This window comes from Pseudomonas sp. KH_027, assembly GCF_057838565.1.
This window is the reverse complement of the sequence record NZ_CM174470.1, coordinates 1115602-1137449: the sequence shown is the minus strand read 5'-3', so window position 1 is coordinate 1137449 and position 21848 is coordinate 1115602. Positions and strand designations below refer to the sequence as shown.

General features: G+C 61.4%; 16 protein-coding genes. 9 read left to right on the top strand and 7 right to left on the bottom strand.

Annotation, left to right across the window (positions count from 1 at the left end; genetic code table 11):
- Nucleotides 1-40: 40 nt before the first annotated feature.
- From AC3IYG_RS05240 to AC3IYG_RS05225, 4 genes are all read right to left on the bottom strand, one after another.
- Nucleotides 41-2176, bottom strand: a complete 2136-nt coding sequence (locus tag AC3IYG_RS05240) for a putative bifunctional diguanylate cyclase/phosphodiesterase (protein ID WP_489312695.1) — start codon at nt 2174-2176, stop codon at nt 41-43.
- Nucleotides 2157-5930 (bottom strand): response regulator, encoded by a 3774-nt coding sequence (locus AC3IYG_RS05235; protein WP_489312694.1) that lies wholly within the window; start codon nt 5928-5930, stop codon nt 2157-2159. Before AC3IYG_RS05235 ends, AC3IYG_RS05240 begins: the two co-directional genes overlap by 20 nt.
- A gap of 199 nt (nt 5931-6129) precedes the next feature.
- Nucleotides 6130-6831 carry a YiaD family glycine zipper/OmpA-like lipoprotein gene (locus AC3IYG_RS05230; protein WP_489312693.1) on the bottom strand — a complete coding sequence of 234 codons (702 nt, stop codon included), beginning with the start codon at nt 6829-6831 and terminating at the stop codon, nt 6130-6132.
- Between the two features lie 87 nt (nt 6832-6918).
- Nucleotides 6919-7563: an MBL fold metallo-hydrolase gene (locus tag AC3IYG_RS05225; protein WP_489312692.1), complete on the bottom strand. Its 645-nt coding sequence runs from the start codon at nt 7561-7563 to the stop codon at nt 6919-6921.
- Between the two features lie 208 nt (nt 7564-7771).
- Here AC3IYG_RS05225 and AC3IYG_RS05220 point away from each other — a divergent pair, with 208 nt between their 5' ends.
- From AC3IYG_RS05220 to AC3IYG_RS05195, 6 genes are all read left to right on the top strand, one after another.
- Entirely contained in the window at nt 7772-8296 is a 525-nt protein-coding gene (locus tag AC3IYG_RS05220) for an RNA polymerase sigma factor (protein WP_489312691.1), read from the top strand.
- A 48-nt stretch (nt 8297-8344) separates the two neighbouring features.
- Entirely contained in the window at nt 8345-9289 is a 945-nt protein-coding gene (locus AC3IYG_RS05215) for a FecR family protein (protein WP_489312690.1), read from the top strand.
- 164 nt (nt 9290-9453) lie between these two features.
- Nucleotides 9454-11775, top strand: a complete 2322-nt coding sequence (locus tag AC3IYG_RS05210; RefSeq protein ID WP_489312689.1) for a TonB-dependent receptor — start codon at nt 9454-9456, stop codon at nt 11773-11775.
- A 265-nt stretch (nt 11776-12040) separates the two neighbouring features.
- Nucleotides 12041-12364 carry a hypothetical protein gene (locus AC3IYG_RS05205; RefSeq protein ID WP_489312688.1) on the top strand — a complete coding sequence of 108 codons (324 nt, stop codon included), beginning with the start codon at nt 12041-12043 and terminating at the stop codon, nt 12362-12364.
- A gap of 227 nt (nt 12365-12591) precedes the next feature.
- Nucleotides 12592-12945, top strand: coding sequence for a DUF1428 domain-containing protein (locus AC3IYG_RS05200; protein ID WP_489312687.1), 354 nt, complete (start codon nt 12592-12594; stop codon nt 12943-12945).
- Between the two features lie 299 nt (nt 12946-13244).
- Nucleotides 13245-14954 (top strand): amidase, encoded by a 1710-nt coding sequence (locus AC3IYG_RS05195; RefSeq protein WP_489312686.1) that lies wholly within the window; start codon nt 13245-13247, stop codon nt 14952-14954.
- A gap of 614 nt (nt 14955-15568) precedes the next feature.
- Here the strand turns inward: AC3IYG_RS05195 and AC3IYG_RS05190 are convergent.
- Nucleotides 15569-16597 carry an AraC family transcriptional regulator gene (locus AC3IYG_RS05190; protein ID WP_489312685.1) on the bottom strand — a complete coding sequence of 343 codons (1029 nt, stop codon included), beginning with the start codon at nt 16595-16597 and terminating at the stop codon, nt 15569-15571.
- A 151-nt stretch (nt 16598-16748) separates the two neighbouring features.
- Between AC3IYG_RS05190 and AC3IYG_RS05185 the strand changes: the two genes are divergently transcribed.
- Both AC3IYG_RS05185 and AC3IYG_RS05180 read left to right on the top strand, forming a co-directional pair.
- On the top strand, nt 16749-17582 hold the full coding sequence (locus AC3IYG_RS05185) for a metal-dependent hydrolase (protein WP_489312684.1): 834 nt from the start codon (nt 16749-16751) through the stop codon (nt 17580-17582).
- A 172-nt stretch (nt 17583-17754) separates the two neighbouring features.
- Complete coding sequence (locus AC3IYG_RS05180; protein WP_489312683.1) at nt 17755-18582, top strand: metal-dependent hydrolase; 828 nt, start codon at nt 17755-17757, stop codon at nt 18580-18582.
- 578 nt (nt 18583-19160) lie between these two features.
- Here the strand turns inward: AC3IYG_RS05180 and AC3IYG_RS05175 are convergent.
- Nucleotides 19161-20102, bottom strand: coding sequence for an alpha/beta fold hydrolase (locus AC3IYG_RS05175; RefSeq protein ID WP_489312681.1), 942 nt, complete (start codon nt 20100-20102; stop codon nt 19161-19163).
- An 83-nt stretch (nt 20103-20185) separates the two neighbouring features.
- Nucleotides 20186-20860 carry a TetR/AcrR family transcriptional regulator gene (locus AC3IYG_RS05170; protein WP_489312680.1) on the bottom strand — a complete coding sequence of 225 codons (675 nt, stop codon included), beginning with the start codon at nt 20858-20860 and terminating at the stop codon, nt 20186-20188.
- A gap of 92 nt (nt 20861-20952) precedes the next feature.
- On the opposite strand from AC3IYG_RS05170, the gene AC3IYG_RS05165 reads away from it, so the two are divergent.
- Entirely contained in the window at nt 20953-21801 is an 849-nt protein-coding gene (locus AC3IYG_RS05165) for a hypothetical protein (protein WP_489312679.1), read from the top strand.
- Nucleotides 21802-21848 lie beyond the last annotated feature (47 nt).

The following is a 21848-nucleotide window of genomic DNA, read 5'->3' as shown; positions in this document are numbered from 1 at the left end:
CCGGCGGCGCCCACTGCCGTAAGGTGCGAGTGCTCGCCGCTCAGTCATCGCTGCGGTATTTTGACCAGTCGACCTGCGCGGGAAAGGCATCGGCCTCGGCCACCGACAGCCCTTGGGCGACCAGAAAGCCCTGCATGATGTTGCACTGGTGCTCGACCAGCCAATCACGCTGCTCGATGGTTTCCACCCCCTCGGCGATCACCTCCAGGCCAAGATGGCGGCCCAGGTCGATGATGGTGCTGACCACCGCCGCATCCCGCGGCGAGTCGAGCATATTGGCGACGAACAGGCGGTCGATCTTCAGCGTATCCAGCTCAAAATAGCGCAGATAGGCCAACGAGGAATAACCGGTGCCAAAATCGTCGATGGCAATGCGCACCCCCAGCGCGCGCAACTGACTCAGTTGCTCGCGGGTGGTATCCAGATCATTCATCAGGGCGCTTTCGGTCACCTCCACTTCCAGTTGCCGGGGGTTGAGGCCGTGCTCGTCGAGCACCCGGCGCAGGTCATTGACCAACTGCGGCATGCCGAACTGCACCGGGCTGACATTCAGGCTGAGCACCAGCTCTTCACCGAATAGCGGGCGCCAGGCACCGCACTGCTGCACCCCATGGCGGAAGATCCAGTCGCCCAGGCGGTTGATCAGCCGGGTTTCTTCCAGCAACGGGATAAAGACATTGGGCGCGATGGTTCCGACCGTCGGATGCTGCCAGCGCAGCAACGCTTCAAACCCACGCAAACGCCCGCTATCCAGATAGATCTGCGGTTGATAGACCAGCACGAAGTCGTTTTTCTCGATGGCACTGCGTAGACTTTCTTCGAGCATCAGGCGCGAGCGGGCCCGGCCATTCATCTCCGGCGAGAAAAAGCGGTACTGCTGCCGACCAGCGCGTTTGGCCTCGTACATCGCCATATCCGCCGCCCGCAGCAGGCCCTCCACCGTCTGCCCGCATTCGGGAAAACAGGCGATGCCGATGCTGGCGCCCAAGGTCACTTCGACGCCATCAACCCGGTGCCGCACCGAAATCAGCTCAATGAGTTTTTCTGCCACCCGCGCCGCATCCTCCGGGTGATCGAGGGAGTCGAGCAAGGCGGTGAATTCGTCACCGCCCATGCGTGCCAGGATGTCATAGGGGCGCAGACTGGCTTTGAGCAGCTCGCCGACCTGGCGCAGCACCTGATCGCCGGCGGCATGGCCGAGGGAATCGTTGATCCGTTTGAAACCGTCAAGATCCACATACAAGATGGCCATTCTCTTGCCGTGGCGATCAATCCGCGCCAGGGACGACTCAAGGGCCTGGTGGAATCCGCGGCGGTTGAGCAGGCCGGTCAGCGCATCGGTGACGGCCTGCGACTCCAACTGCTCATACAGGTTGCGCACCACCGACATATCCAACGCCAGCACCACCATTGCGCGCTGTATACGCGGCAATGGCGAACAGGAGAGCGTCACCGGCAGCAGGAGCCCGGAGAACGTGCGCAGGGTCGCATCGTGCAAACGGTAGGCTTCGTCGCGCCGCCAGTGTTGGTAGAAATCGGAATCCTTCCACTCCTCCGGCATTGCCGGGGCATGCAGGTAAGACAGCAGCAGGGTGCCCTCCAGATCGGTCACGGTTCCGCACAGCATCCGCGCCATGGTGGGGTTGGCGAAGCTGATACGGCCGTCCGCATCGACCACCAGAATGCCTTCGGCGGCATTTTCCAGCACCGAGGCATTGAAGGCCCGGGCGCTGTCCAACTGCTTGCTCAGCTGCTGCAGTTCATGACGGTTGCGCTCATGTTCGAGCAACGAATTGATCTTGTGTCGCAACACCCGGGGGTCGAAGGGTTTGAGGATAAAGTCCACCGCGCCGGTGGCATAACCGCGCAAGACAGCGTCCTCGGCATGCGCAATGGCCGAGAGAAAAATGATCGGAGTGAGCCGTGTACGCGGGTTGCCGCGCATCAGGCGAGCCACTTCGAAACCATCCATGTGCGGCATCTGCACGTCCAGCAGCACCAACCCCACCTCGTTATTCAGCAAGCACTGCAAAGCCGCCGCGCCCGAGTTGACCGTATGCACCTGCCAGGGGCTGTCGCTCAGCAGCGCCTCCATGGCGATCAGATTCTCTTCACGATCGTCCACCACCAGCAGAAGCTGCCCGCCAGGCTGGACTTTAAGCTGTGCTGGCGTCATTGCGTGCCTCCGAATCAGTTAACCAGCTGTAGAGCAGATCAAGCAGCTTCTGCCGCGCTACCGGCTTGGCCAGGTAATCATCCGCACCCGCAGCCAGACATTTTTCGCGATCGCCCTTCATCGCATGGGCCGTCAGGGCAATGATCGGCACCGTACAGCCCTGCTCCTGCTTCAGCAGGCGGGTGGCCGTGTAGCCGTCCATATTGGGCATGGCCATGTCCATCAGGATCAAATCGAAAGGCTCCCGGGCAAAACACGCCAGGGCTTCCAGGCCATCCTTGGCGGCTGTCACACTGAGCCCGAGGTCATCAAGCACGGCGCTCATGGCGTAGATATTGCGTATATCGTCATCCACCAGCAGGACGCGCTTGCCGCCCAACGGATTGACCTCCGGCGCCTGGCCCTCGGCTTGCGGCTCGCGCACGCTGGACAGAAACCCCTGGACGGCCAAGCTCAGGGCACCGAGGTCGTCGCCGGCCTTGCGCACCACCACGGCCGAATATCGGCGCAGGCGTTGCAGACTCTGCTGGGTCACGTCTACCCCGGTGTTTACCACCACCCGTGTACCGTTCAACGGACGCTGGCGTTGCATGACCTCAAGCAGATCGAAGCCATCCTGGTCGGGAAGATCGAGGTCGATCACCAGGGCCGAAAAGGCCTGCTGGCCGTAAGCCTCACGCGCGTGTTCGGCGCTGGCCACGGCGGTCACGGCAAAGCCCAGCTGACCAAGGTGCTCGCGGTAATGCTCACGCTCGGTCTCGACATCCTCGACCAGCAACAACCGATGCGGTTCGACCTCGTCAGAGTGGGCCAGATCGGTGAAAACCTGTTCCAGATCGGCACGGGCGATAGGTTTGACCAGGTAGCGCGTGTCGTTGTCACCCCAATCCTGGGGCTGCGGCACGCAGGAAATGATATGCACCGGCGTACCCAGGTGCTGGGGCAGGCTGCGCAGGCTACGGTAGATCTGCCAGCCGCTGATGTCCGGCAGCAGAATATCCAGGATCACCGCGGCAAACCGCTCGTGCCGTAGCAGGGCGATGGCCTGTTTGCCGTTGCGGCAGAGCACGCTGGCGAAACCATGGGCCTGAGCCTCTTCAGCAATCAGATCGGCGAAGTCGGCATCATCCTCAACCACCAGCAAGGCCGGTCCATGACCGATGCGCAGCGGTTCACTGCTGGCCTGCTGCTCGGCCGCCGACTGCTGCACCACTGTCACCGGCAGTCGCACGAGAAAACTCGAACCTTCGCCGGGCGCGCTGTCCAGACGAATATCGCCCTCGAGCACCTCTACCAATTGGCGAGTGATGGCCAGACCGAGCCCGGTACCGCCGAAAGCCCGGCTGGTCGAACCATCGATCTGCTGGAACGCCTGAAACACCCGCTGATGCTGCTCGGCCGGAATGCCAATACCGGTATCGCGGACCAGTATCCGCAACATTTCCCGGCCATCTGCCAGGCCACCTTTCAGGTCTTGGGTTTCACAACTTATGGACAGTTCGACCTCGCCACGCTCGGTGAACTTCAGCGCGTTCGACAACAGGTTGCGCAGTACCTGCTGCAGGCGCCCACGATCGCTGTAGATCACCCGCGGCACACCCGGATCCAGCGTGCTGATCAGGCGCAACCCCTTGAGCTCGGCCATCGGCCGCAGGCTGGCGTCCAACTCCAGCAGCAGGTCGTGCACGTTCAGGGGTTCCAGCTTGAGTTGGACACGCCCAGCCTCGATCTTCGCCAGGTCGAGGACATCATTGATCAGTTGCAGCAGGTCGCTGCCGGCGCGATGGACGATATCGGCATGTTTGACTTGCTTCTGGCTCAGGTTGCCGGCGATGTTCTGCTTCAACTGCTCGCTGAGGATCAGGATGCTATTGAGCGGGGTGCGTAGCTCATGGGACATGTTGGCCAGGAATTCCGACTTGTAGCGGTTGGCCAGGGCCAGTTGTTCGGCCTGTTCGCGCAACCGCTGCTCGGCCGCCCGGCGTTCGCTGATATCGATGATCACCGCCTGCACCATCACGGCCTCGCCGCTGCGCAGGGGCGACAGGCCGACCTCCAGGGGAATCAGATGCCCTTCCCGGTGCTGGCCGAAAAGCTCACGGTTATTGCCCATCTGCCGTGGCTCAGGCGCTTTCAGAAAGCTCTGCCGCAGGCCCGCATGCAGGTGACGCAAGGACTCGGGCAGCAGCTTCTCCACGGGCTGTTCCAACAACTCGGCCCGCGGATAACCGAACATCTTCTCGGTCTGACGGTTGACCATGGCGATCCGCCCACTGCCGTCCACCAGCACGATGGCATTGGGCGAGGCTTCGACCACCAGACGAAAACGCTCCTCGGCGGCCTTGCGCGCACTGATATCGATGATCACCGCCTGCACCAGCACATCCTCGCCACTGCGCAGGGGCGACAAACCAACTTCCAAAGGGATCGAACGGCCATCGCGGTGCAGCCCGAACAACTCGCGGTTGCCACCCATCTGCCGCGGCTCCGGCGCCTTTTGAAAGCCCTTGCGCATGTCGACATGGGCCGCGCGCCCCGACTCGGGCAGCAGCATCTCCACGGCCTGCCCCAGCAACTCGCCCCGCGGGTAACCGAACAGCCGCTCGGTCTGGCGGTTGACCATGGCGATCTGACCGCTGCTATCTACCAGCACGATGGCATTGGGCGAAGCTTCGACCACCAGACGAAAACGTTCCTCGCGCTCGCGTAGGCGATCACTCAACAACCGACTGCTGGCCAGCTCGCGTTCACGCAGGTACAGATAGCCACCGACCAGCAACGCCAGCAGCGCCGCGGCCACCAACCCCACCCACAGACTGATGGACAACCTGTTATTACTTTGCGCCAGCTCATAAGCCGGCGTACTGCTGACGGTCAGTTGCCAGTTGCGTCCGAAAATCGACAGGTTGCGCGTCAGTTGGAACTGCGCGGCGGCCGAGAATCCGCCCTTCAGCAGCGAGCCGCCATTATCGGCACTGTCGACCAGCTCGATCTGATACAACTCCCCCCGTGAACCGAGAATGCCCTGCAACAGATCGTGCAGCCGAAAAGTGCCGGCTACCGTACCCAGCATCGCCGCCGTACGCTCTTCCACGCTGGCCACGGGTGCACCCGCACGGTACACCGGCAGGTACAGTATCGCCCCGGTCTGGACATCCTTCTCGGTTTCCTGCCTAAGCCGCAGCGGTGCGGTAAGCACCGCCTCGCCGCTGTTGCGAGCCTGTACGATGGCCTGACTGCGGATGACTTCGCTGAGCATGTCAAAACCCAATGCCCGGCGATTACGCCAATCCAGGGGGCTGATGTAGTCAACGACCAGGTAATGATCCCGTTCGCCAGGTGGGAGGATGCGGAAGTCCTTGCGCCCTACGCCCTGTTCCTGGGCCAGGAACCCGTCCAACTGCCCGGCCAGAATGTAACGCGACCAACTGATGGCCTGGATACCGGGGTAGCGATCCTGCAGTTGCAACTGATCGGTCGCCCGCTGCCAATCGTCGACGGAGACCTCATCACTGCCCACCAGCAGGCCGGACATGCCTCGCAGCACCATCTCGTAGGCGCGCATGCGCTCATTGATGTTTTGCTCGATGTCATCCACTGCCAGACTGAAGCGTTGCGCTTGCTCGTCCTGGCTACTGCTTTCCAATGCCTGCCATTGCCAGCCAACCAACAGACCCAGAACGGTCATCAAACCCAGAGTGACCAGCAAGGGCAACCAGGGTGTATGCGGGTGAGAAACGGATCCATCGTCCATGCCTGCTCCTAATCCATCTCAAGCCTGTGTCTTCCGAGGGGGTAAACGCCTTGAAACGGTTCCAGCGAACCATTGGCCAGGAGTCTAGTCAGGAATTTGCACACTAGCCTTGGCCATCCAACAAATGACCAACGGCAGCGGGCGCCCTGAAACGACAAAGCCTCCTGAAAGGAGGCTTTGGGCACAGCGGAAACGCTTCTTATTGGTACTGCGGCTGGGACTGTTGCTGGGACTGTTGCTCCGGTAGCGGTCGCAGATTGACCTCGACCCGACGGTTTTGCGCACGGCCTTCGACGTTGGCATTGCTGGCAATCGGCTGATCCGGGCCAGCGCCACGGGTGGACAGGCGCGAGCCATCGACCCCTTGCGAGGTCAGGTAGTTGGAAACGCTCTGCGCCCGACGCTGCGACAGGTCCATGTTGTGCTGCCGGCTGCCGGTGCTATCGGTGTAACCGATGATCTCGATACTGTTCTGGTTGAACTGCTTGAACGAGGTCGCGAGGTTGTTCAGCGGCGAATAGAAATTGCTGGCGATATCGGAGGAGTCAGTGGCAAAGGTGATATTGCCGGGCATGATCAGCTTGATCTGGTCGCCCTGGCGCTGCACCTCGACACCCGTGCCTTGCATGCTGCGGCGCAACTCGGCTTCCTGCTTATCGGCGTAGTAGCCATAACCGGCACCCGCGGCACCCGCGACTGCCGCGCCGATCAGCGCGCCCTTGCCGCGGTTATCGTGGTTGATCAGCGCACCAGCCGCGGCACCGGCCAGCGCTCCCAGGCCACCGTATTTGGCGGTTTTATTCGAGCTGGGCGGCTGGTTGTCGTAGGGGTTTTGCGAAGCACAGCCGGCCAACAGGGCCACAGCGGTAGCGGCGATGATCAGGCGACGCGAAATGAACATGAACTCTACTCCTGGATATTTTTTCAGCCTCTGTGGGCCGCGAATGTTTAGAGCGTGGCCGTGGCCATAAATTCCGTGGACAAACCATTAGCCTCGGACATAGGGATTTTCGCGCATTTCATCGCCCAGCCGCGTGTCCGGACCATGACCGGTGATCACGGTGGCGTCCTCGTCCAGGCTGTAGAGGCGCTGCTTGATCGAACGTTCGATGGTGGCGTAATCGCCGCCCCACAAATCGGTACGGCCGATCCCACGCCGAAACAGGGTATCGCCGGCAATCAGCAGCTTGGCCTCAGGGAACCAGAAGCTCATCGAGCCCGGTGTATGCCCCGGCGTATGCAGCGCCACGCCGCAGCCGCAGGCAAGCGCCTCGTCATCGGCAAGCCACTGGTCCGGCGCCGGCACCGGCGTATACGGCACGCCGAACATGCGGCACTGCATCTCCAGGTTGTCCCAGAGGAACTGGTCTTCCTTGTGCAGGTGCAGGGTCGCACCGGTCCTCTCCTTCATCTGCCCGGAAGCGAGGAAGTGATCGAGGTGCGCATGGGTATGAATGATGCTCACCACCTTGAGGCCGTGAGCGTCGAGCCGCGCCATGATCGCCTCCGGGTTGCCGCCCGGATCGACCACGATGGCCTTCTTGGTCACAGGGTCGCCGATGATCGTGCAGTTGCACTGCAAAGGGCCGACGGGGAAGGTTTCGCGTATTAGCGCGGGTTTTGCGGCTTGCATGGGTGGTCCTGTAGGATCGATGGCACAATTTTGGCACAGTGCGGTTGAAGATGGCGACGTTCAGGAAGAAAACCGTCGCTTGACGAAGTGGGCGGCAACGCGGCAACTAAAGATATAAAGTCGAGAATCATTAGCAATTGAGGGGGCCTGTGGAAATGGATAAGCTAACGCCTCCACTTCTCCCACACCGACTGAAGCAGTTCCAGTGATGCCGCAGAAATACTCCTCGCTACTGGCCTGTTTCATTGCCGAACGGCAGCGCCTGGCAATCTACTTGGCCGGACGCACAGGCTGCGCTGCCACGGCCGAGGATCTACTGCAGGAAGCCTGGCTCAAGCTCAGCCGCGCACAGGCCAGCGAATCCATTGGCAACCCGTTGGCCTACCTGCGGCGCATGGCGACCAACCTGGCGATAGACGATGCCCGCGCCAACGCCCGGCGACTGCTGGACCCCATGGAAGTCGACATGCTCCTGGAGATCGCCGACGAAGCACCGAATGCCGAACAACAAACCTCAGACAGCCAGCAGCTTGAACGCTTGATCGAGATCGTCGACGAGCTGCCCGCCCGGCGCCGCGAACTGTTCCTCGCCGCGCGCGTCGAAGGCCTGCCGCACAAACAGTTAGCCCAGCGCTTTGGTATCAGCCTGCGCACTGTCGAACTGGAAGTGCATCGCGCACTCGACCACTGCACCGAACGCCTGCGCCAATTGGCGGGCGAGTCGGCGTCCTAAGCGCATGCTCATGTACAGTCACCCCTTCCGCCAGCCTGTCCGCATGCTATGACCCAGCCCTCATCTCATCCCGATCAGCCGGCAAACCTGGCGAGCCAGGCCAATGCCTGGGTGGTTCGTGTCACCTCGGGCCAGGCCACGGTCGAGGACGCCCGCAACCTGCGCAACTGGTGTGAGCTGAGCGCGGAGCATGCGGCGGCCTATCGCGATGCCGCGCGACTGTGGCAACAAACAGGACAACTGGCTGCACGCTACCAAGCGCCTCGCCGACGTACCTCCCGATGGGCCGGTGGCGCCGTCGCTGCCTGCGCACTGCTCGTACTGATCGGCGCCATGCAGGTCGGAATGCTGCCAGATGGTCGCGCGCTGCTAGTCGACCACCACACCGCGCAGGCCGAACGCCAGCGGGTCGAACTACCGGACGGCAGCGTGGTGGAGCTCGATGCGCGCACCCGGCTGGATGTGAACTTCAGCACCCGCGAACGCCGTATCCAGCTCGACAGCGGTGCAGCGGTATTCCATGTGCAACACGATGCTCGGCGCCCCTTCGTGGTTAGCGCCGAGGGGGGAACGGTTACCGCCCTCGGCACTGTTTTCGAGGTGCGCCACCAAAGCGAAGGCATCAAGGTCACCTGCAGCGAAGGCGTCGTTGCAGTGCGCCAGAGCGGCTTCGCGCAAAAGCTGCTGAAGTCCGGTGAACAGCTTAACTACGGAGCCCAGGGCCCGAGCGCCAGGACCAGGGTCGACACCGACCAGGAACTGGCATGGCGCAAGGGGTTGCTGGTGTTCAAAAACCGCCCCCTGCAGGAGCTGGTGGACGAACTCAACCGCTATCACAGCGGCCGCATCGTCATCGCCAACGATAACGTCGCGCGCACACCGGTCAGCGGGGTGTTCCACCTGCAACGCCCGGACGAAGCCCTGCGCCACATCGAACAAACCCTGCAACTAAGCGCAACACGCCTGCCGGTAGGTCTGATCCTGCTGCGCTGAACTATTTTTTCCAAAAACTTGCGGGTCGCCCTCCCGACCAACGTCATTCAGATAAGAACGATTTTCAGCTGCGCTTATCAAACGATGCTATTTGGGGGGGGGGAACGATGGGAATTCAAAGCAGGCTGCCCGCTGGCAACAGGGTTAACAGCAAGCAGCTACTTATGCGTAATGCACTGGCTTGCGCGGTCATGCTCGGTTGTTCGGCACTGCTTACAGCACCGTCGCAGGCCGCCGAGACACAAGCGGCAAGCGTGACGAGCAAACAGACGTTTAGCTTCGATATTCCCAGCCAGCCACTGGATGAAGCGCTGGCAGCCTATGGCATTGCCAGCGGTATCCAGGTGCTATATGGCGCCCCTCTTACCGCTGGCTTAACGTCGACCACCGTGAGTGCGCGGCTCACTCGCGAGCAAGCCTTGGCCCAGTTGCTATCGGGCACTGGCCTGACCTATCAGTTCACCGGCGAGCGCAGCGTGACGCTCCAGGCGAATTCACCCGAGGCCAGCAACGTTATCGAAGTCTCCCCGATCATGGTCACCGGGGAAAAAATAAATCGCACACTGGAGCAAACCCAGTCCAGCGTGGTGGTCAACACCGGCGAGGACCTGCGTGAGCATGGCGACAAAGACCTGGTGGACGTATTTGCCCGCACGCCTGGCGTGTACACCCAGGCCGGCAACGAAAACTGGGGGATTCGCGGCGTGCCGGTTTCCGGTTTCGACGACCAGGGTCCCGCCACCCTCAACGGCGCCGTTTCGGTGTATGTCGACGGCGCGCAACAACCGAACCGGGCGCTGACCCTGAGCCCGATGCCGTTGTGGGATGTCGAGCAGGTGGAAGTTTTCATGGGGCCGCAATCGACTACCCAAGGACGTAACTCGCTCGCCGGCGCGGTGGTCATCCAGACCAAAAATCCAACCTTCGAGCCGTCGTTTGCGGCGCAAACCAACGCCGGCAATTACGGCGAGAGCGGCGGCGCTGCCGCGGCGGGTGGCGCGATTGTCGACGGTGTCGTGGCCGGCCGTCTGGCAGTGGATTACCAGGAAGGCGATGGCTACATCGACAACGTCACCACCGGTGACGACGCCAATCCACGCCGCACCAGCAATGTCCGCGGCAAGCTGCTGATTCTGCCCAACGACGATCTGGATGTGCTGCTGACCTACGCCCACGGCGAGAGCCGTCAGGGCGACAGGTCGGTCATGCGCGAAAATGGACGCGTCCAGTACTACAAGATCGCCTCGGATACCAAAGCCTTCGACAAGCTCCAGCAAGACACGCTGACGGCCAAGCTGGACTATCGCCTGAATGATGCTTGGACCCTGACCAACATCACCACCGGGACTCGCTCCGACTACGATGCCCTTCTGGATTTTGACCAGACCGCAGACGCGAACATGGAGGTCGTTCGAGCCCAGGAAGCGCGCATGTTCAGTGAAGAACTGCGGCTGGCCTATGAAGACGAAACCGTGCGCAGTTTCGTTGGTGCCTACTATGGCCGCACCACCAATGACTACCACGACCGGCTCAATTTCGACGGCGAGCTTTTCGGGACCGTCCTGGGCGATACCAAGATCAACAACCAGGCGGTGTTCGGCGAGATGAACTGGACGTTCATCCCCCGCTGGACGCTGATCACAGGATTGCGCTACGACCGCGAGCGTAACGATACCGACGTCGAACAGGACGACTTTTCCAGCCCGGGCGAAGTCTCCAAGACCTTCCATGCCGTGCTGCCCAAGCTGGGTCTGGACTATGAGCTGGCGGCCAGCCAGTACCTTGGGTTCATGGTGCAAAAAGGCTATCGCGGCGGCGGTGTGAACGTTCGCGCGGGTGGCGGTCATGCCGACTACGATCCCGAATACACCACCAACTACGAGCTTTCGTATCGAGGTGCCTGGCTGGACGAAACGCTACGGGCGCGCGCCAACCTGTATTACACCGACTGGAAAGACCAACAGGTGAGCATGCTGGATAGCACCGGTAATTTCTTTCAGGTCTTCAACGCCGCGAGCAGCACGATCAAGGGGCTGGAACTGTTCATCGAACAGGACATCACCAGCAGCCTCAAAGTGAACGCGGGGACTGCCTACACCGATGGCCGCTACCGTGACTTCGCCTTCGGTGATCATGCCGATTTGAGCGGCGAGTCGTTCCTCAATGCGCCTAAGTTCAAGGCCTCGGTCGGCGCAACGTACCGCTTCGAGAATGGGCTGATGCTCGCTAGTGACATCATTTACCAGCAAGGCAGCCCTTCGGAATACGAGTTCGATGGCGACGGCAACGTGACCCATGAGCGAAAAAGCGATGACTACGTGCTGCTCAACCTGAACGCCGAATATGAATTGGTCGAAGGGTTGGCGTTGTCCGGCTACGTGAAAAACCTGTTCGACAAGGAGTACGTCACCAACAACCGCAGTGGCGACATCATCGACGTTGGCGCCCCGCGGACGGTCGGCGTGGTCTTGCATTACGACCTTTGAGCGTGAGCCGGGCGAGCGTGCTCTGCGGCACGCCCCGGCGATGTCACTAGCCCTTCGGCGAGTTGCCAGCCATCGGTGTCGAACTGAAAGGAACCGTGGTCCTCTTCATGCTGGATCAGGACAACCGGTGCACCAGCGGCCCGTGCCTTCTCGGCAACGATCCGCTCGTATTGCTGCTGTTGCTTGGGGCCGCCGTCACCCTGGTGGTGTTCATTGTGGTATGGATGGGTTGGCGGTAGCTGTCGTGCCCAAGGATCGTTCTGGAATGGCCGTTGGAATTTTTGGCACTGCTCGACGGGTCAGCGAAGGTACTGCCATCGTGGTGGCAACGGCGACTCTGCTGGGGATGCTGCAGCTTCAGCTGACGCCGGAGCTGGCGTCCAACCTGGCTTTCGGGCGTGGCGTTACAGCTGAAGTCATGGCGGACAAAGCGACTGCCCAGGCATATCTTGCCGCGTTTCAGATGACCTTCCTGGCAATGGCCGGCGTCACGCTTTTCTCTGCAGTCGTTGCCGCAATGACGCTTAGGAGCGGTGCAGAACATGAAAACCTGCCTTGCGCTGAGGGTGAGTCGAGAGTGCCTGGTTAACCACGCAGGAACTACCTCTTGAGAGCTGAATGGCTGCCCCTGGCCGATTACTCCCCTGACCAGCAGCGAGGCAGTGTCCGTTGGTCGCCGCGATCGTATCTTCACCACTGGGTATGTCGATCCGGTGCCAACTGGATCGACTATAAGTAGATCGGCACCGCAGCGATGCTGCCGATTCACGCGAGGTTGACTGCGCTTCTCCATACACTTCAAGCAGGAGATTGATCATGAAATATGTTGATGGCTTCGTTGCCGCCGTGCCCTCAGCCAACCGCGAGTTCTACACGCGGCATGCCGAAACTGCTGCGGCAGTCTTCAAAGAGCACGGCGCACTGAGCGTAGTCGAGTGTTGGGGGGACGATGTGCCCGAAGGCAAATTGACATCTTTCCCGATGGCGGTGAAACGCAAGGATGACGAGACGGTGGTCTTTTCGTGGGTGACCTGGCCTTCTCGCCAAGTGCGCGACGAGGGTATGAAGAAGGTCATGGCAGACCCCCGGCTGAAGCCGGACACCAACCCGATGCCCTTCGATGGTCAGCGGCTGATCTACGGCGGCTTCGAGATGATCGTGAACGCATGAGATCGCGGCGTGAACAGTTATAGGTGCCAAAGCTGCCGGTGGCGAGAGGCAGAGACCGGCCAAAAGCAGGTATCGACGGACGAACCGCTACACCGATTACTCGGCTACCCGCTTGGTGCTAAATAGAACGTTCAGGAACTTGGCTAGCCCAGGTTTTAAGTCCAGCCCCCTGTCGCGCAATGCAGTGAAACGAGGACCGAAATGAGAGCCTGTCTTGAAATAATTGATGTCCCTGAGCCCAAGGTGCAGCGTGATGGATACATTCGCGGCATACCCCACCAGCAGCCAGCGGTGACAGCATGATTGAGGTGACCGAGGCTTCCATTGCCGAACTGCGCGCCGCGCTCGAGTCCGGCCGGGCCACTGCGGTTGAGCTGGTCCAGGCCTATCTCGCCAGGATCGATGCCTACGACGGCCCCGGCACACCCACCGCCCTCAACGCGGTAGTGGTTCGCAACCCCGATGCGCTCAAGGAGGCGGAGGCTTCCGATGCCCGCCGGGCCAAGGGCGAGACGCTCGGGCCGCTCGATGGCATCCCCTATACGGCCAAGGACAGTTATCTGGTGAAGGGGCTCACCGCGGCCTCCGGTAGTCCCGCATTCGCCAACCTGGTGGCCTACCGCGATGCGTTCACCATCGAACGCCTGCGCGCCGCTGGAGCGATCTGCCTGGGCAAGACCAATATGCCGCCCATGGCCAACGGCGGTATGCAGCGCGGCGTGTATGGCCGTGCCGAGAGCCCGTACAATGCTGACTATCTCACCGCGCCCTTCGCCTCGGGCTCTTCCAACGGTGCCGGTACGGCCACCGCAGCCAGTTTCGCGGCATTCGGTCTCGCCGAAGAAACCTGGTCGAGCGGACGCGGGCCGGCCTCGAACAATGGCCTGTGCGCCTACACGCCTTCGCGTGGGGTGATCTCGGTGCGCGGCAACTGGCCGTTGACGCCAACCATGGACGTGGTCGTGCCCTATGCCAGAACCATGGCCGACCTCCTTGAGGTACTGGACGTGGTGGTGGCGGATGATCCCGACACACGGGGAGATCTGTGGCGGATGCAACCCTGGGTGCCCATTCCCAGTGTCGCCTCGGTACGCCCCGCCGCCTATCAGGAGCTGGCCGCCGATGCCGCCGCCCTGGCCGGCAAGCGCTTCGGCGTGCCACGCATGTACATCAACGCCGATCCCGAAGCCGGCACCAGCGAGGCGCCAGGCATCGGTGGTCCAACGGGCCAGCGCATCATTACCCGTCCCTCGGTGATCGGCCTCTGGGAGCAGGCGCGCCAGGCCCTCGAAGCCGCCGGGGCCGAAGTACTCGAGGTCGACTTCCCGCTGGTCTCCAATTGCGAGGGCGATCGCCCCGGTGCGCCGACCGTATTCACCCGCGGCCTGGTGTCCAAGGAGTTCCTGCATCATGAGTTGTGGGATCTGTCGGCCTGGGCGTTCGATGATTTCCTGCGGGCCAACGGTGATCCCAAATTAAACCGTCTGGCCGACGTGGACGGCCCGCTGATTTTCCCGCATGACCCGGGGACCCTGCCAAACCGCGAAGACGACCTGGCTGCCGGCATGGACGAGTATGTGCGGATGGCCGAACGCGGTATTACGCCGTGGGATGAGATCGCAACGCTTGCTGACGGGCTACGCGGGCTTGAGCAGACGCGGCGGATCGATCTTGAGGACTGGATGGATCGGCTGGGGCTGGATGCGGTGATTTTCCCGACAGTGGCCGACGTGGGCCCGGCGAATGCCGATGTCGATCCGCAGTCCGCGGATATCGCCTGGAGCAACGGTATCTGGGTCGCCAATGGCAACCTCGCCATCCGCCACCTGGGCGTGCCCACGGTCACCGTGCCGATGGGAGTAATGCCTGACATTGGCATGCCCGTCGGACTGACCTTCGCCGGCCGTGCCTACGACGACTCGGCTCTGCTTCGCTTGGCTTCGGCGTATGAGTCGACCGGGACGAAGCGCTTGATCCCTTCACGCACCCCACCATTGCAGCACGGCTAAAAATAGAAGCGGCAGGATTGGGGCGGCACAAGCCCCAATCCTGCCCAGTCTCGGCAAGTCCGAGCAAACTGGCCGCACTCAAAAACCATCGCTCGCCAAGATACTTTGTCGATCTCGCCAAGGTCCGCTTTCGGCCCAGGCCGTGTGAAAACGTGACGAACGAAGGTTAGACAAGGCAAAAACAGGCGAAAAAACGCAGTTTACGAGTTGTAAATGAGCATTTTGAGCCTGTTTTTAACGCCGTATAACCGAGTGCAGTAGTTTTCACACAGCCTGGGTCATTAGCGGACGGTCATACATGCCGGAGACACCAACGGCTATAAGTCCTTCGTAATGCTTTCTTTGTCGTTATTTCGCGCCTGAGTGCGAAATAACGCATTGTCCTGTCAATCAAAGCATTGTCATGCAAATCAACGCATGGATGTTTCGGTAAACGCTTCGGTATGCCGTTAAATGCATTCTTAGGAAAACCTACTAACTAAAACATGCAACCCATCGCAGCCAGCTCTTGCCGATGGCAGGGAGCAAGGAGAGTGGTGCGGCCGCAGGACGCGTATCGAACGCTTCGACAGCGGGCATGGACAGACGTCGCCGGCGTGGCTGCTCACTCGCCACTAAGTTGCATCAAGCTCGGCACGGTAATCGCTCGGCAACTTTCCCGTCCACTTCTTGAACGCCCGGCGAAAGTTCGAGGGGTCGCTGAAACCCAGCAAGTAGGCAATTTCGTACAGCGGCAGGTGTGTGGTGGTCAGGTATTGCAGGGCCAGGCGCTTGCGCACTTCATCCAGCACCTGCTGGTAGCTGGTGCCCATCAGCGACAGGTGCCGCCGCAGGCTGCGGCCACTGGTATGCAGGGCGGCGGCGGCGCTGCCGAGGTCGGGAAAATCCCCGGGGCGCGCCAGTAACAGGCGGCGCACCCGCGTCAGCAGCCCATCCTGAACGTCCAGGCTGGCCAGCAGCGCCTCGCATTGCTGCTCGCACATCTGCACCGTGGCCGGGTTGGCCAGGGCCATCGACCGTTCGAGGTAAGCCTTGGGCAGACTCATGCGGTGATAGGCTTGCTCGAACAGCACCTCGGCGCCAAATACCTCCAGATAGCGCTGTGCGTAAGGCGGTGCGGGGTAGGCAAAACCCACTTCGACCCCTTGCATCGGCTCACCGATCAGAAAGTGCGCGATGGTGTGCAGGCTACTGATCAACCCTTCGGCGGCAAAGCGGCTGAGTGCACCCAGCGGCATCGCTTCGCTGGCGCGCAATTCGACGCGCTCGCCCTCCTCGACCATCTCCAACTCGAACGCCAAGCCCAGCACCCGGTAATACTTGAGCGCGAACTGAATGGCCTTGCCCAGGTTAGCGCTGGACAGCACCGCATAGCCGAGAATGCCGTGGGTCGAGACGTTCAACCGCTGCCCCAGCAGCAACCCCAGGGCCGGTTCGTTGCACCGCACCAGCGCAGCGCTGACCAGTAGATTGAAGTCGACGAAAGACAGGCGGCCATTGGGGTTATCCAGCACCTGCGGCCTGACCCGCGCCGCCGCCAGCAACTCGGCCCGCGGCAGGCCAAGCTGCTCGGCCAAATCCAGCAATGCGCCGACATAGGCGATCGGCACCAGTTCGGCAGTGAAATTCAGGGGCTGTCTCATGGTAGCGGCGGCTTCATTGTTATTGTTTTATCGGCTTTGGCTGAAAAGCTTGGCCGGATATGACTTGAATATTGGCTGAAGATAACCTTGTCCAGCTACGCCCGGCAAGCTCATAGTCGTACGATAGTCCTATAAATAATCGGGAGTTCGTATGCTCAGTACCACCCCCAAAGGTTTGGAAATCCGCCCCCGGCAACTGGACTTCGATCTGCCAAACCCTTTGCCGCGCCACTGGCACAGCGGCGATGCCTTCAAGACCCATACCTTCAACGCCATGTCGGTGCTGTTCCCCGACGGCGAGCGCTTTTTCATCGACTCGGTGCGTTTGTTCCGCCAGCAGATCGATGATGCCGAACTGCAAGGGCAGATTCGCGGTTTCATCGGCCAGGAAGGCCATCACAGCCGCGAACATGACACGTACAGCCAGCGTCTGCGCGACCTGGGCTATGACGTCGACTATCTGGAGCGTGGGCTGAAACGCCGGCTCGGCTTCGTGAAAAAACATCTGCCGGCCAAGCTGCAACTGGCCGCCACCTGCTCAGTCGAGCACCTGACCGCGATCATGGCCGACGCGGTGCTGAAAAACCCGCGCTGGCTGGACGGTGCCGACCCAGCCATGGCCAAACTCTGGCGCTGGCACGCGTTGGAGGAAACCGAGCACAAGGCCGTGGCCTTCGACGTGTATCAGGCCGTCTGTGGCAGCAAATGGTTGCGCCGGCGGGCGATGCTGCAAAGCACGCTGTTCTTCACCGTCGACACCTTCAAGGGCCTGGTGCACATGCTCAAGCGCGATGGCCTGCTGTGGAATTGGCGGGTCTGGCGCGATGGCCTGACCTGGCTGTGGGGCAAGGATGGCATCTACCGCGAACTGGTCGGCGTGTATCTGGACTTCTACAGCGGCAACTTCCACCCTTGGCAGCACGACAACCTGCACTTGGTCGAACAGTACCGCCTGGAGTTCGAGCCCCAACCGAAAGCAGCTTGAACGACCCGCCTATTGCCTGAGGCCCCAACCGGGGCCTTGGTTTTTTCAGACGTGGCGTGACGCAAAAGCCATGGCCACAAATGACCTTAACATTGGCTGCTGATAACCTTTTCCAGCCCGAGCGCGCCCCCCATAGTGAGACCATGGTTAAGCAACGACTCAGGGAGTCAGCATGGTCAGCACCACCCCCGAAGGACTGCAAATCCGCCCGCGTCACCTGGACTTCGATCTGCCCAGCCCACTGCCACGGCACTGGCACAGCGGTGACGCCTTCAAGTCCCATCTGTTCGATGCCATGTCGGTGTTGTTTCCCGATGGCGAGCGCTTTTTCATCGACTCGGTGCGCCAGTTCCGCGAGCAGATCAGCGACCCGGCGCTGAAAGAACAGATCCGCGGTTTCATCGGCCAGGAAGGTCATCACAGCCGTGAGCACCTGGAATACAGCAATCGTCTGCGCGAACTCGGTTACGACATCACCCGCATCGAGCGCCGCGCCCAGGCCCGCATCCGCTACACGCAAAAGAAGTTCTCACCCCAGCGCCAGCTGGCGGCGACTGCGGCACTGGAGCACATCACCGCGATCATGGCTGACGGCCTGCTGCGCGACCCCAAGCACCTGCAGGGCGCCCATCCGGAACTGATCCGCTTGTGGCGCTGGCATGCCCTTGAGGAAACCGAGCACAAGGCCGTGGCCTTCGATGTATTCAATCAGGTCTGTGGTGATCGAAAACTGCTGCGCCGGGCGATGATGATGGGCACCTTCTTCTTCGTGCTGGACACCAGCCGCGGCCTGGCGCATATGCTCAAGCGCGATGGCCTGCTGTGGAACTGGCGCGTCTGGCGCGATGGCATCCAGTGGATGTGGGGTAAGGAAGGCGTATTCCGCCCCTTGATCGGCACCTACCTGGACTTCTTCAAGGCCGGCTTCCACCCCTGGCAACATGACAACCTGGAATTGCTATACGGCTCCCGTGCGGAGTTCGAACCGCAATCGGCTTGATTGGCAGGTGTTTCGAGGGTTCCCATGCTCCCGCGTGGGAGCCCCACCCAGGGAACTCCGCGTCCCGCTGGCAGCGCGTTGGACGCGGAGCGTCCAGAGCTGCATTCCCACGATCAATCAATAGTTGCGACACTTCACGCGCGCAAGCTCGGTGGTGGAGATGTGCGAGTGCCGCTATCGCGGCCGCAGGCGAGGTGCCCGGCGACCTTGTAGTGAGTAACCATCGATGAATCTCCTTCGCAGTGAGTGCGGTGCTGGGCAAGCATCACGCGAAGGCCAATTTTGAGTCAGACAAAATGGGCAATCGTCAAGAAAGGCTCCATAAAGGGAATGGAGCTTCAGCTGTGGGTCTTGAGACCGCCTGCCCAAATGCAGAAAAACGGGGTGGCCTTAGCCCTGCCTGGACTCGCATCATCACCGATCGCATGAAGAAGCTCGAAGGCCCTTGCTCGGTCGCGACCCCATCATTCGTCTAGACCACTGCGTGCGGGTCGCGTTCGCCAGAGAGATGCTTGGTCATGGGCTCGCCGACAAAGGCCCCGAGCGGCGACCTACCAAGCATCCGTAGTTTTAACGCCTCAACCCTGCAAGAAGCGCAAGGCATCCGCCGCGCTTTGCTCTGGAATTTCCTCCATCGGGATATGCCCGACACCCGGGTAGGTTTTCACCTGAATACCCGGCAGGTCGCGCTGCCACAGCGGCACATGCTTGGGTGAAATCCAGCGATCGCGCTCGCCCCACATCAGCAGCGTCGGTGCCGTGATTGCCGCAACCCGTGCGGACGTACCCTGCAGTTCTTCACGGTTGACCTGCAGCAGCACGCGGAAGATATCCATCATCGCCCGGCGGTTGCCCGGGCGGCGGCTGAGGTCGTAATAACGGTCGATCACCCCCGCCTTGATCCGCCCCGGCTCACCGTAGACTTCCTTGATACCCTGGGCGATCAGTGCGCGCGGCATCCACAGCGGCATCGCCCAGGTCGCGCCTGGCAGCGCGGCGGCGGCGATCATCAATGGCACCTTCTGCATGTGATAACCGGCCGGGTCGATCAGCACCAGTTTTTCCACCCGCTGCGGCTGGGCCAGGGCGAAGTTCCAGGCGATATAGCCACCGAGAGAATTGCCAACCACCCGCGCCTTGCCAATACCAAGGTAATCGAGCAGTAGACCGAAGATCCTGACCATGCGCTCGGCACTGTAAACGCCATCGCGCGCAGGGCCGGTCAGGCCGAAACCCGGCACATCGAAACGGATGATCCGGTAATGCGCGGCGAAAGCGCTGATCCAACCATCCCAGGTATGCAGCGAAGCCACCACGCCATGAATCAGCACCAGCACCGGCTTGTCGCGGCTGCCTTCGTCACGGTAATGCACATTGAAGCCATCCAGCTCGATAAACCGCGAACCGCTATCGGCATTGGCGTAGCGCGCCTTCAGCCGCTCCAGCGGCAATGCACCGAAGCCCAAACGAGCAAAACCAACCGCCAGCGGCGGCGTCAGGGGAAGGCTTGAAGCAGACATGCAGGCACCTCGGCATTGTTGTTGTTATCGGAGTCATTTCTCAGCTCCGATAAAACCACACCAGCAATGGGCCGACGCCTAACCTAGGTTGTGGATGGGCACAGGGAAGCGATCAGCAGGTCGCTCAAAACAGCCTTGGCCTGTTCGATCTCTACCCGTGAAGCGCTACGACCCAGCAGCTCCAGGGACGCGGCCTCCAACGCCCAGATCAATGCGCGGTAGGTCAGCGGGTCGCGAACGCTGCGGGTTGCCTCCAGACGTTCCACCAGCAAACCGACCATTTCCAAATGCGCACGCTGACGGTGCGGCGCCAACGGCGAGTCCGCCCGCAACGCCTCTTCCTGCATCAGGCGGATGATCGGCCCCACCGCCAGGTGATAGTCGAAGAAGCTGCTGACCATATCGTGCAGCCAGGCTTGCGGGTGGCCGGCCACGTGCTGCATGTCGCGAAAGCGCGCCAGCAGGAGCTGCACGGCGGTCTGGTAGATGCCTTCGAGCACTTCCATCTTGTTCGCGAAGTATTTATAGAAGGTCCTCCGCGAGACCTTGGCCGCATCGAGCAGGTCATTCACCGTAGTGTCCGCCAGCCCCTTGCGGGCAAACAGCGGTATCGCCGCCAGCTGAATATTGATCCGCTGCAAATGCCCGACCAGGGGGCCTCCACCCGTCTCGCCCTGCTGCCGAACGACCGCGCCGTAGCCACCCAGGTCTTCGAATACCGCCCGGACAATTCCTTGTTCGGCCCGCTCCAGATCCATCGCGCACAACTCCCAACCTAGGCCTGGGTGACGGCACACCCTGAGCTGGTTACTCTGGCGCACGCCCTTTCCCGCAGGAATCCTCTTTGCCGATGAAGCTAACACGCCGCCTGCTCTGGCCGCTGGCCATCCTTTTGCTGGTTGTGGCACGCACACTGCCGGCCGCCGAACTGTTCTACCTCGGGCAGAAGATTCCGGATATCCAGAAACCCTGGGGCAGTGCCGAGTACCAGCAGTTGATCGAGGCACTACAGAAGATCGACACCAGCCAGGCCAATGCCCTGCCGCGACGCAGTGGCGAATTCACCGGGCCGCTCTACCAGCGCATGGTCAGCGAGGAGAACTTTCGCCCACAGCTGAACATCTATGCACCGCTGGAGTTGCGCCAGAACGACGCGCGCGAGGTGCTGTTCCAGCTCAAGGAATTGATGCGCCTGTACTTCGATTTTCGCGCCGCACAGCAGCCTTATGGCGCCGAAGCGCTGGGGCTGATGACCTACTCGCTGCGTCAGCAAGCGGTACTGTTCACCCTCACCACCGAGTTCTGGATGACCCTCTCGCAAACGGAGCAGAACAACCCCATGCGCCTGCAAGGCCTGCAGGAAACCAAGGCAGCGGCGGCCATGCTGACCTCCAGTGCGCTGGACTATCTGGGCCTGACCAAGCAATTCGGCCGTGAGGAGCTGGTGCTCTATGCCGCCGAAATCGGCAAGCAGTTGCCAGAACTGTTCGTCCACCTGAATGCCGCCGTGCGCCCGCAAATCCTCGCGCGCGTCGCGCAACTGGCCGAGCAGCACCCCTATGCCGAGGTGCGCACCAGCATGACCGAGCTGCAACCGGTACTGGCCGGGATTCAGGCCGATGTGGAAATCCAGCTGGCCCAGCCTGGCGCGCCGAACAAGCCGGTGACACCCAAGCTCGACCTCACGACGCCGAATTGAGCACCGGTTGTAGGGTGCCGTTCTGGCGCAAAACCCAGCCGAGGACG

Excerpts from the sequence above, each read along its gene's own strand:
- AC3IYG_RS05210 (WP_489312689.1), top strand. The coding sequence starts at position 9,454 with ATGCGTAATGCACTGGCTTGCGCGGTCATGCTCGGTTGTTCGGCACTG.
- AC3IYG_RS05165 (WP_489312679.1), top strand. The coding sequence starts at position 20,953 with ATGAAGCTAACACGCCGCCTGCTCTGGCCGCTGGCCATCCTTTTGCTG.
- AC3IYG_RS05200 (WP_489312687.1), top strand. The coding sequence starts at position 12,592 with ATGAAATATGTTGATGGCTTCGTTGCCGCCGTGCCCTCAGCCAACCGC.
- AC3IYG_RS05190 (WP_489312685.1), bottom strand. The coding sequence starts at position 16,597 with ATGAGACAGCCCCTGAATTTCACTGCCGAACTGGTGCCGATCGCCTAT.
- AC3IYG_RS05240 (WP_489312695.1), bottom strand. The coding sequence starts at position 2,176 with ATGACGCCAGCACAGCTTAAAGTCCAGCCTGGCGGGCAGCTTCTGCTG.
- AC3IYG_RS05180 (WP_489312683.1), top strand. The coding sequence starts at position 17,755 with ATGGTCAGCACCACCCCCGAAGGACTGCAAATCCGCCCGCGTCACCTG.
- AC3IYG_RS05215 (WP_489312690.1), top strand. The coding sequence starts at position 8,345 with ATGACCCAGCCCTCATCTCATCCCGATCAGCCGGCAAACCTGGCGAGC.
- AC3IYG_RS05205 (WP_489312688.1), top strand. The coding sequence starts at position 12,041 with ATGGCCGTTGGAATTTTTGGCACTGCTCGACGGGTCAGCGAAGGTACT.
- AC3IYG_RS05175 (WP_489312681.1), bottom strand. The coding sequence starts at position 20,102 with ATGTCTGCTTCAAGCCTTCCCCTGACGCCGCCGCTGGCGGTTGGTTTT.
- AC3IYG_RS05230 (WP_489312693.1), bottom strand. The coding sequence starts at position 6,831 with ATGTTCATTTCGCGTCGCCTGATCATCGCCGCTACCGCTGTGGCCCTG.
- AC3IYG_RS05170 (WP_489312680.1), bottom strand. The coding sequence starts at position 20,860 with ATGGATCTGGAGCGGGCCGAACAAGGAATTGTCCGGGCGGTATTCGAA.
- AC3IYG_RS05195 (WP_489312686.1), top strand. The coding sequence starts at position 13,245 with ATGATTGAGGTGACCGAGGCTTCCATTGCCGAACTGCGCGCCGCGCTC.
- AC3IYG_RS05225 (WP_489312692.1), bottom strand. The coding sequence starts at position 7,563 with ATGCAAGCCGCAAAACCCGCGCTAATACGCGAAACCTTCCCCGTCGGC.
- AC3IYG_RS05220 (WP_489312691.1), top strand. The coding sequence starts at position 7,772 with ATGCCGCAGAAATACTCCTCGCTACTGGCCTGTTTCATTGCCGAACGG.
- AC3IYG_RS05235 (WP_489312694.1), bottom strand. The coding sequence starts at position 5,930 with ATGGACGATGGATCCGTTTCTCACCCGCATACACCCTGGTTGCCCTTG.
- AC3IYG_RS05185 (WP_489312684.1), top strand. The coding sequence starts at position 16,749 with ATGCTCAGTACCACCCCCAAAGGTTTGGAAATCCGCCCCCGGCAACTG.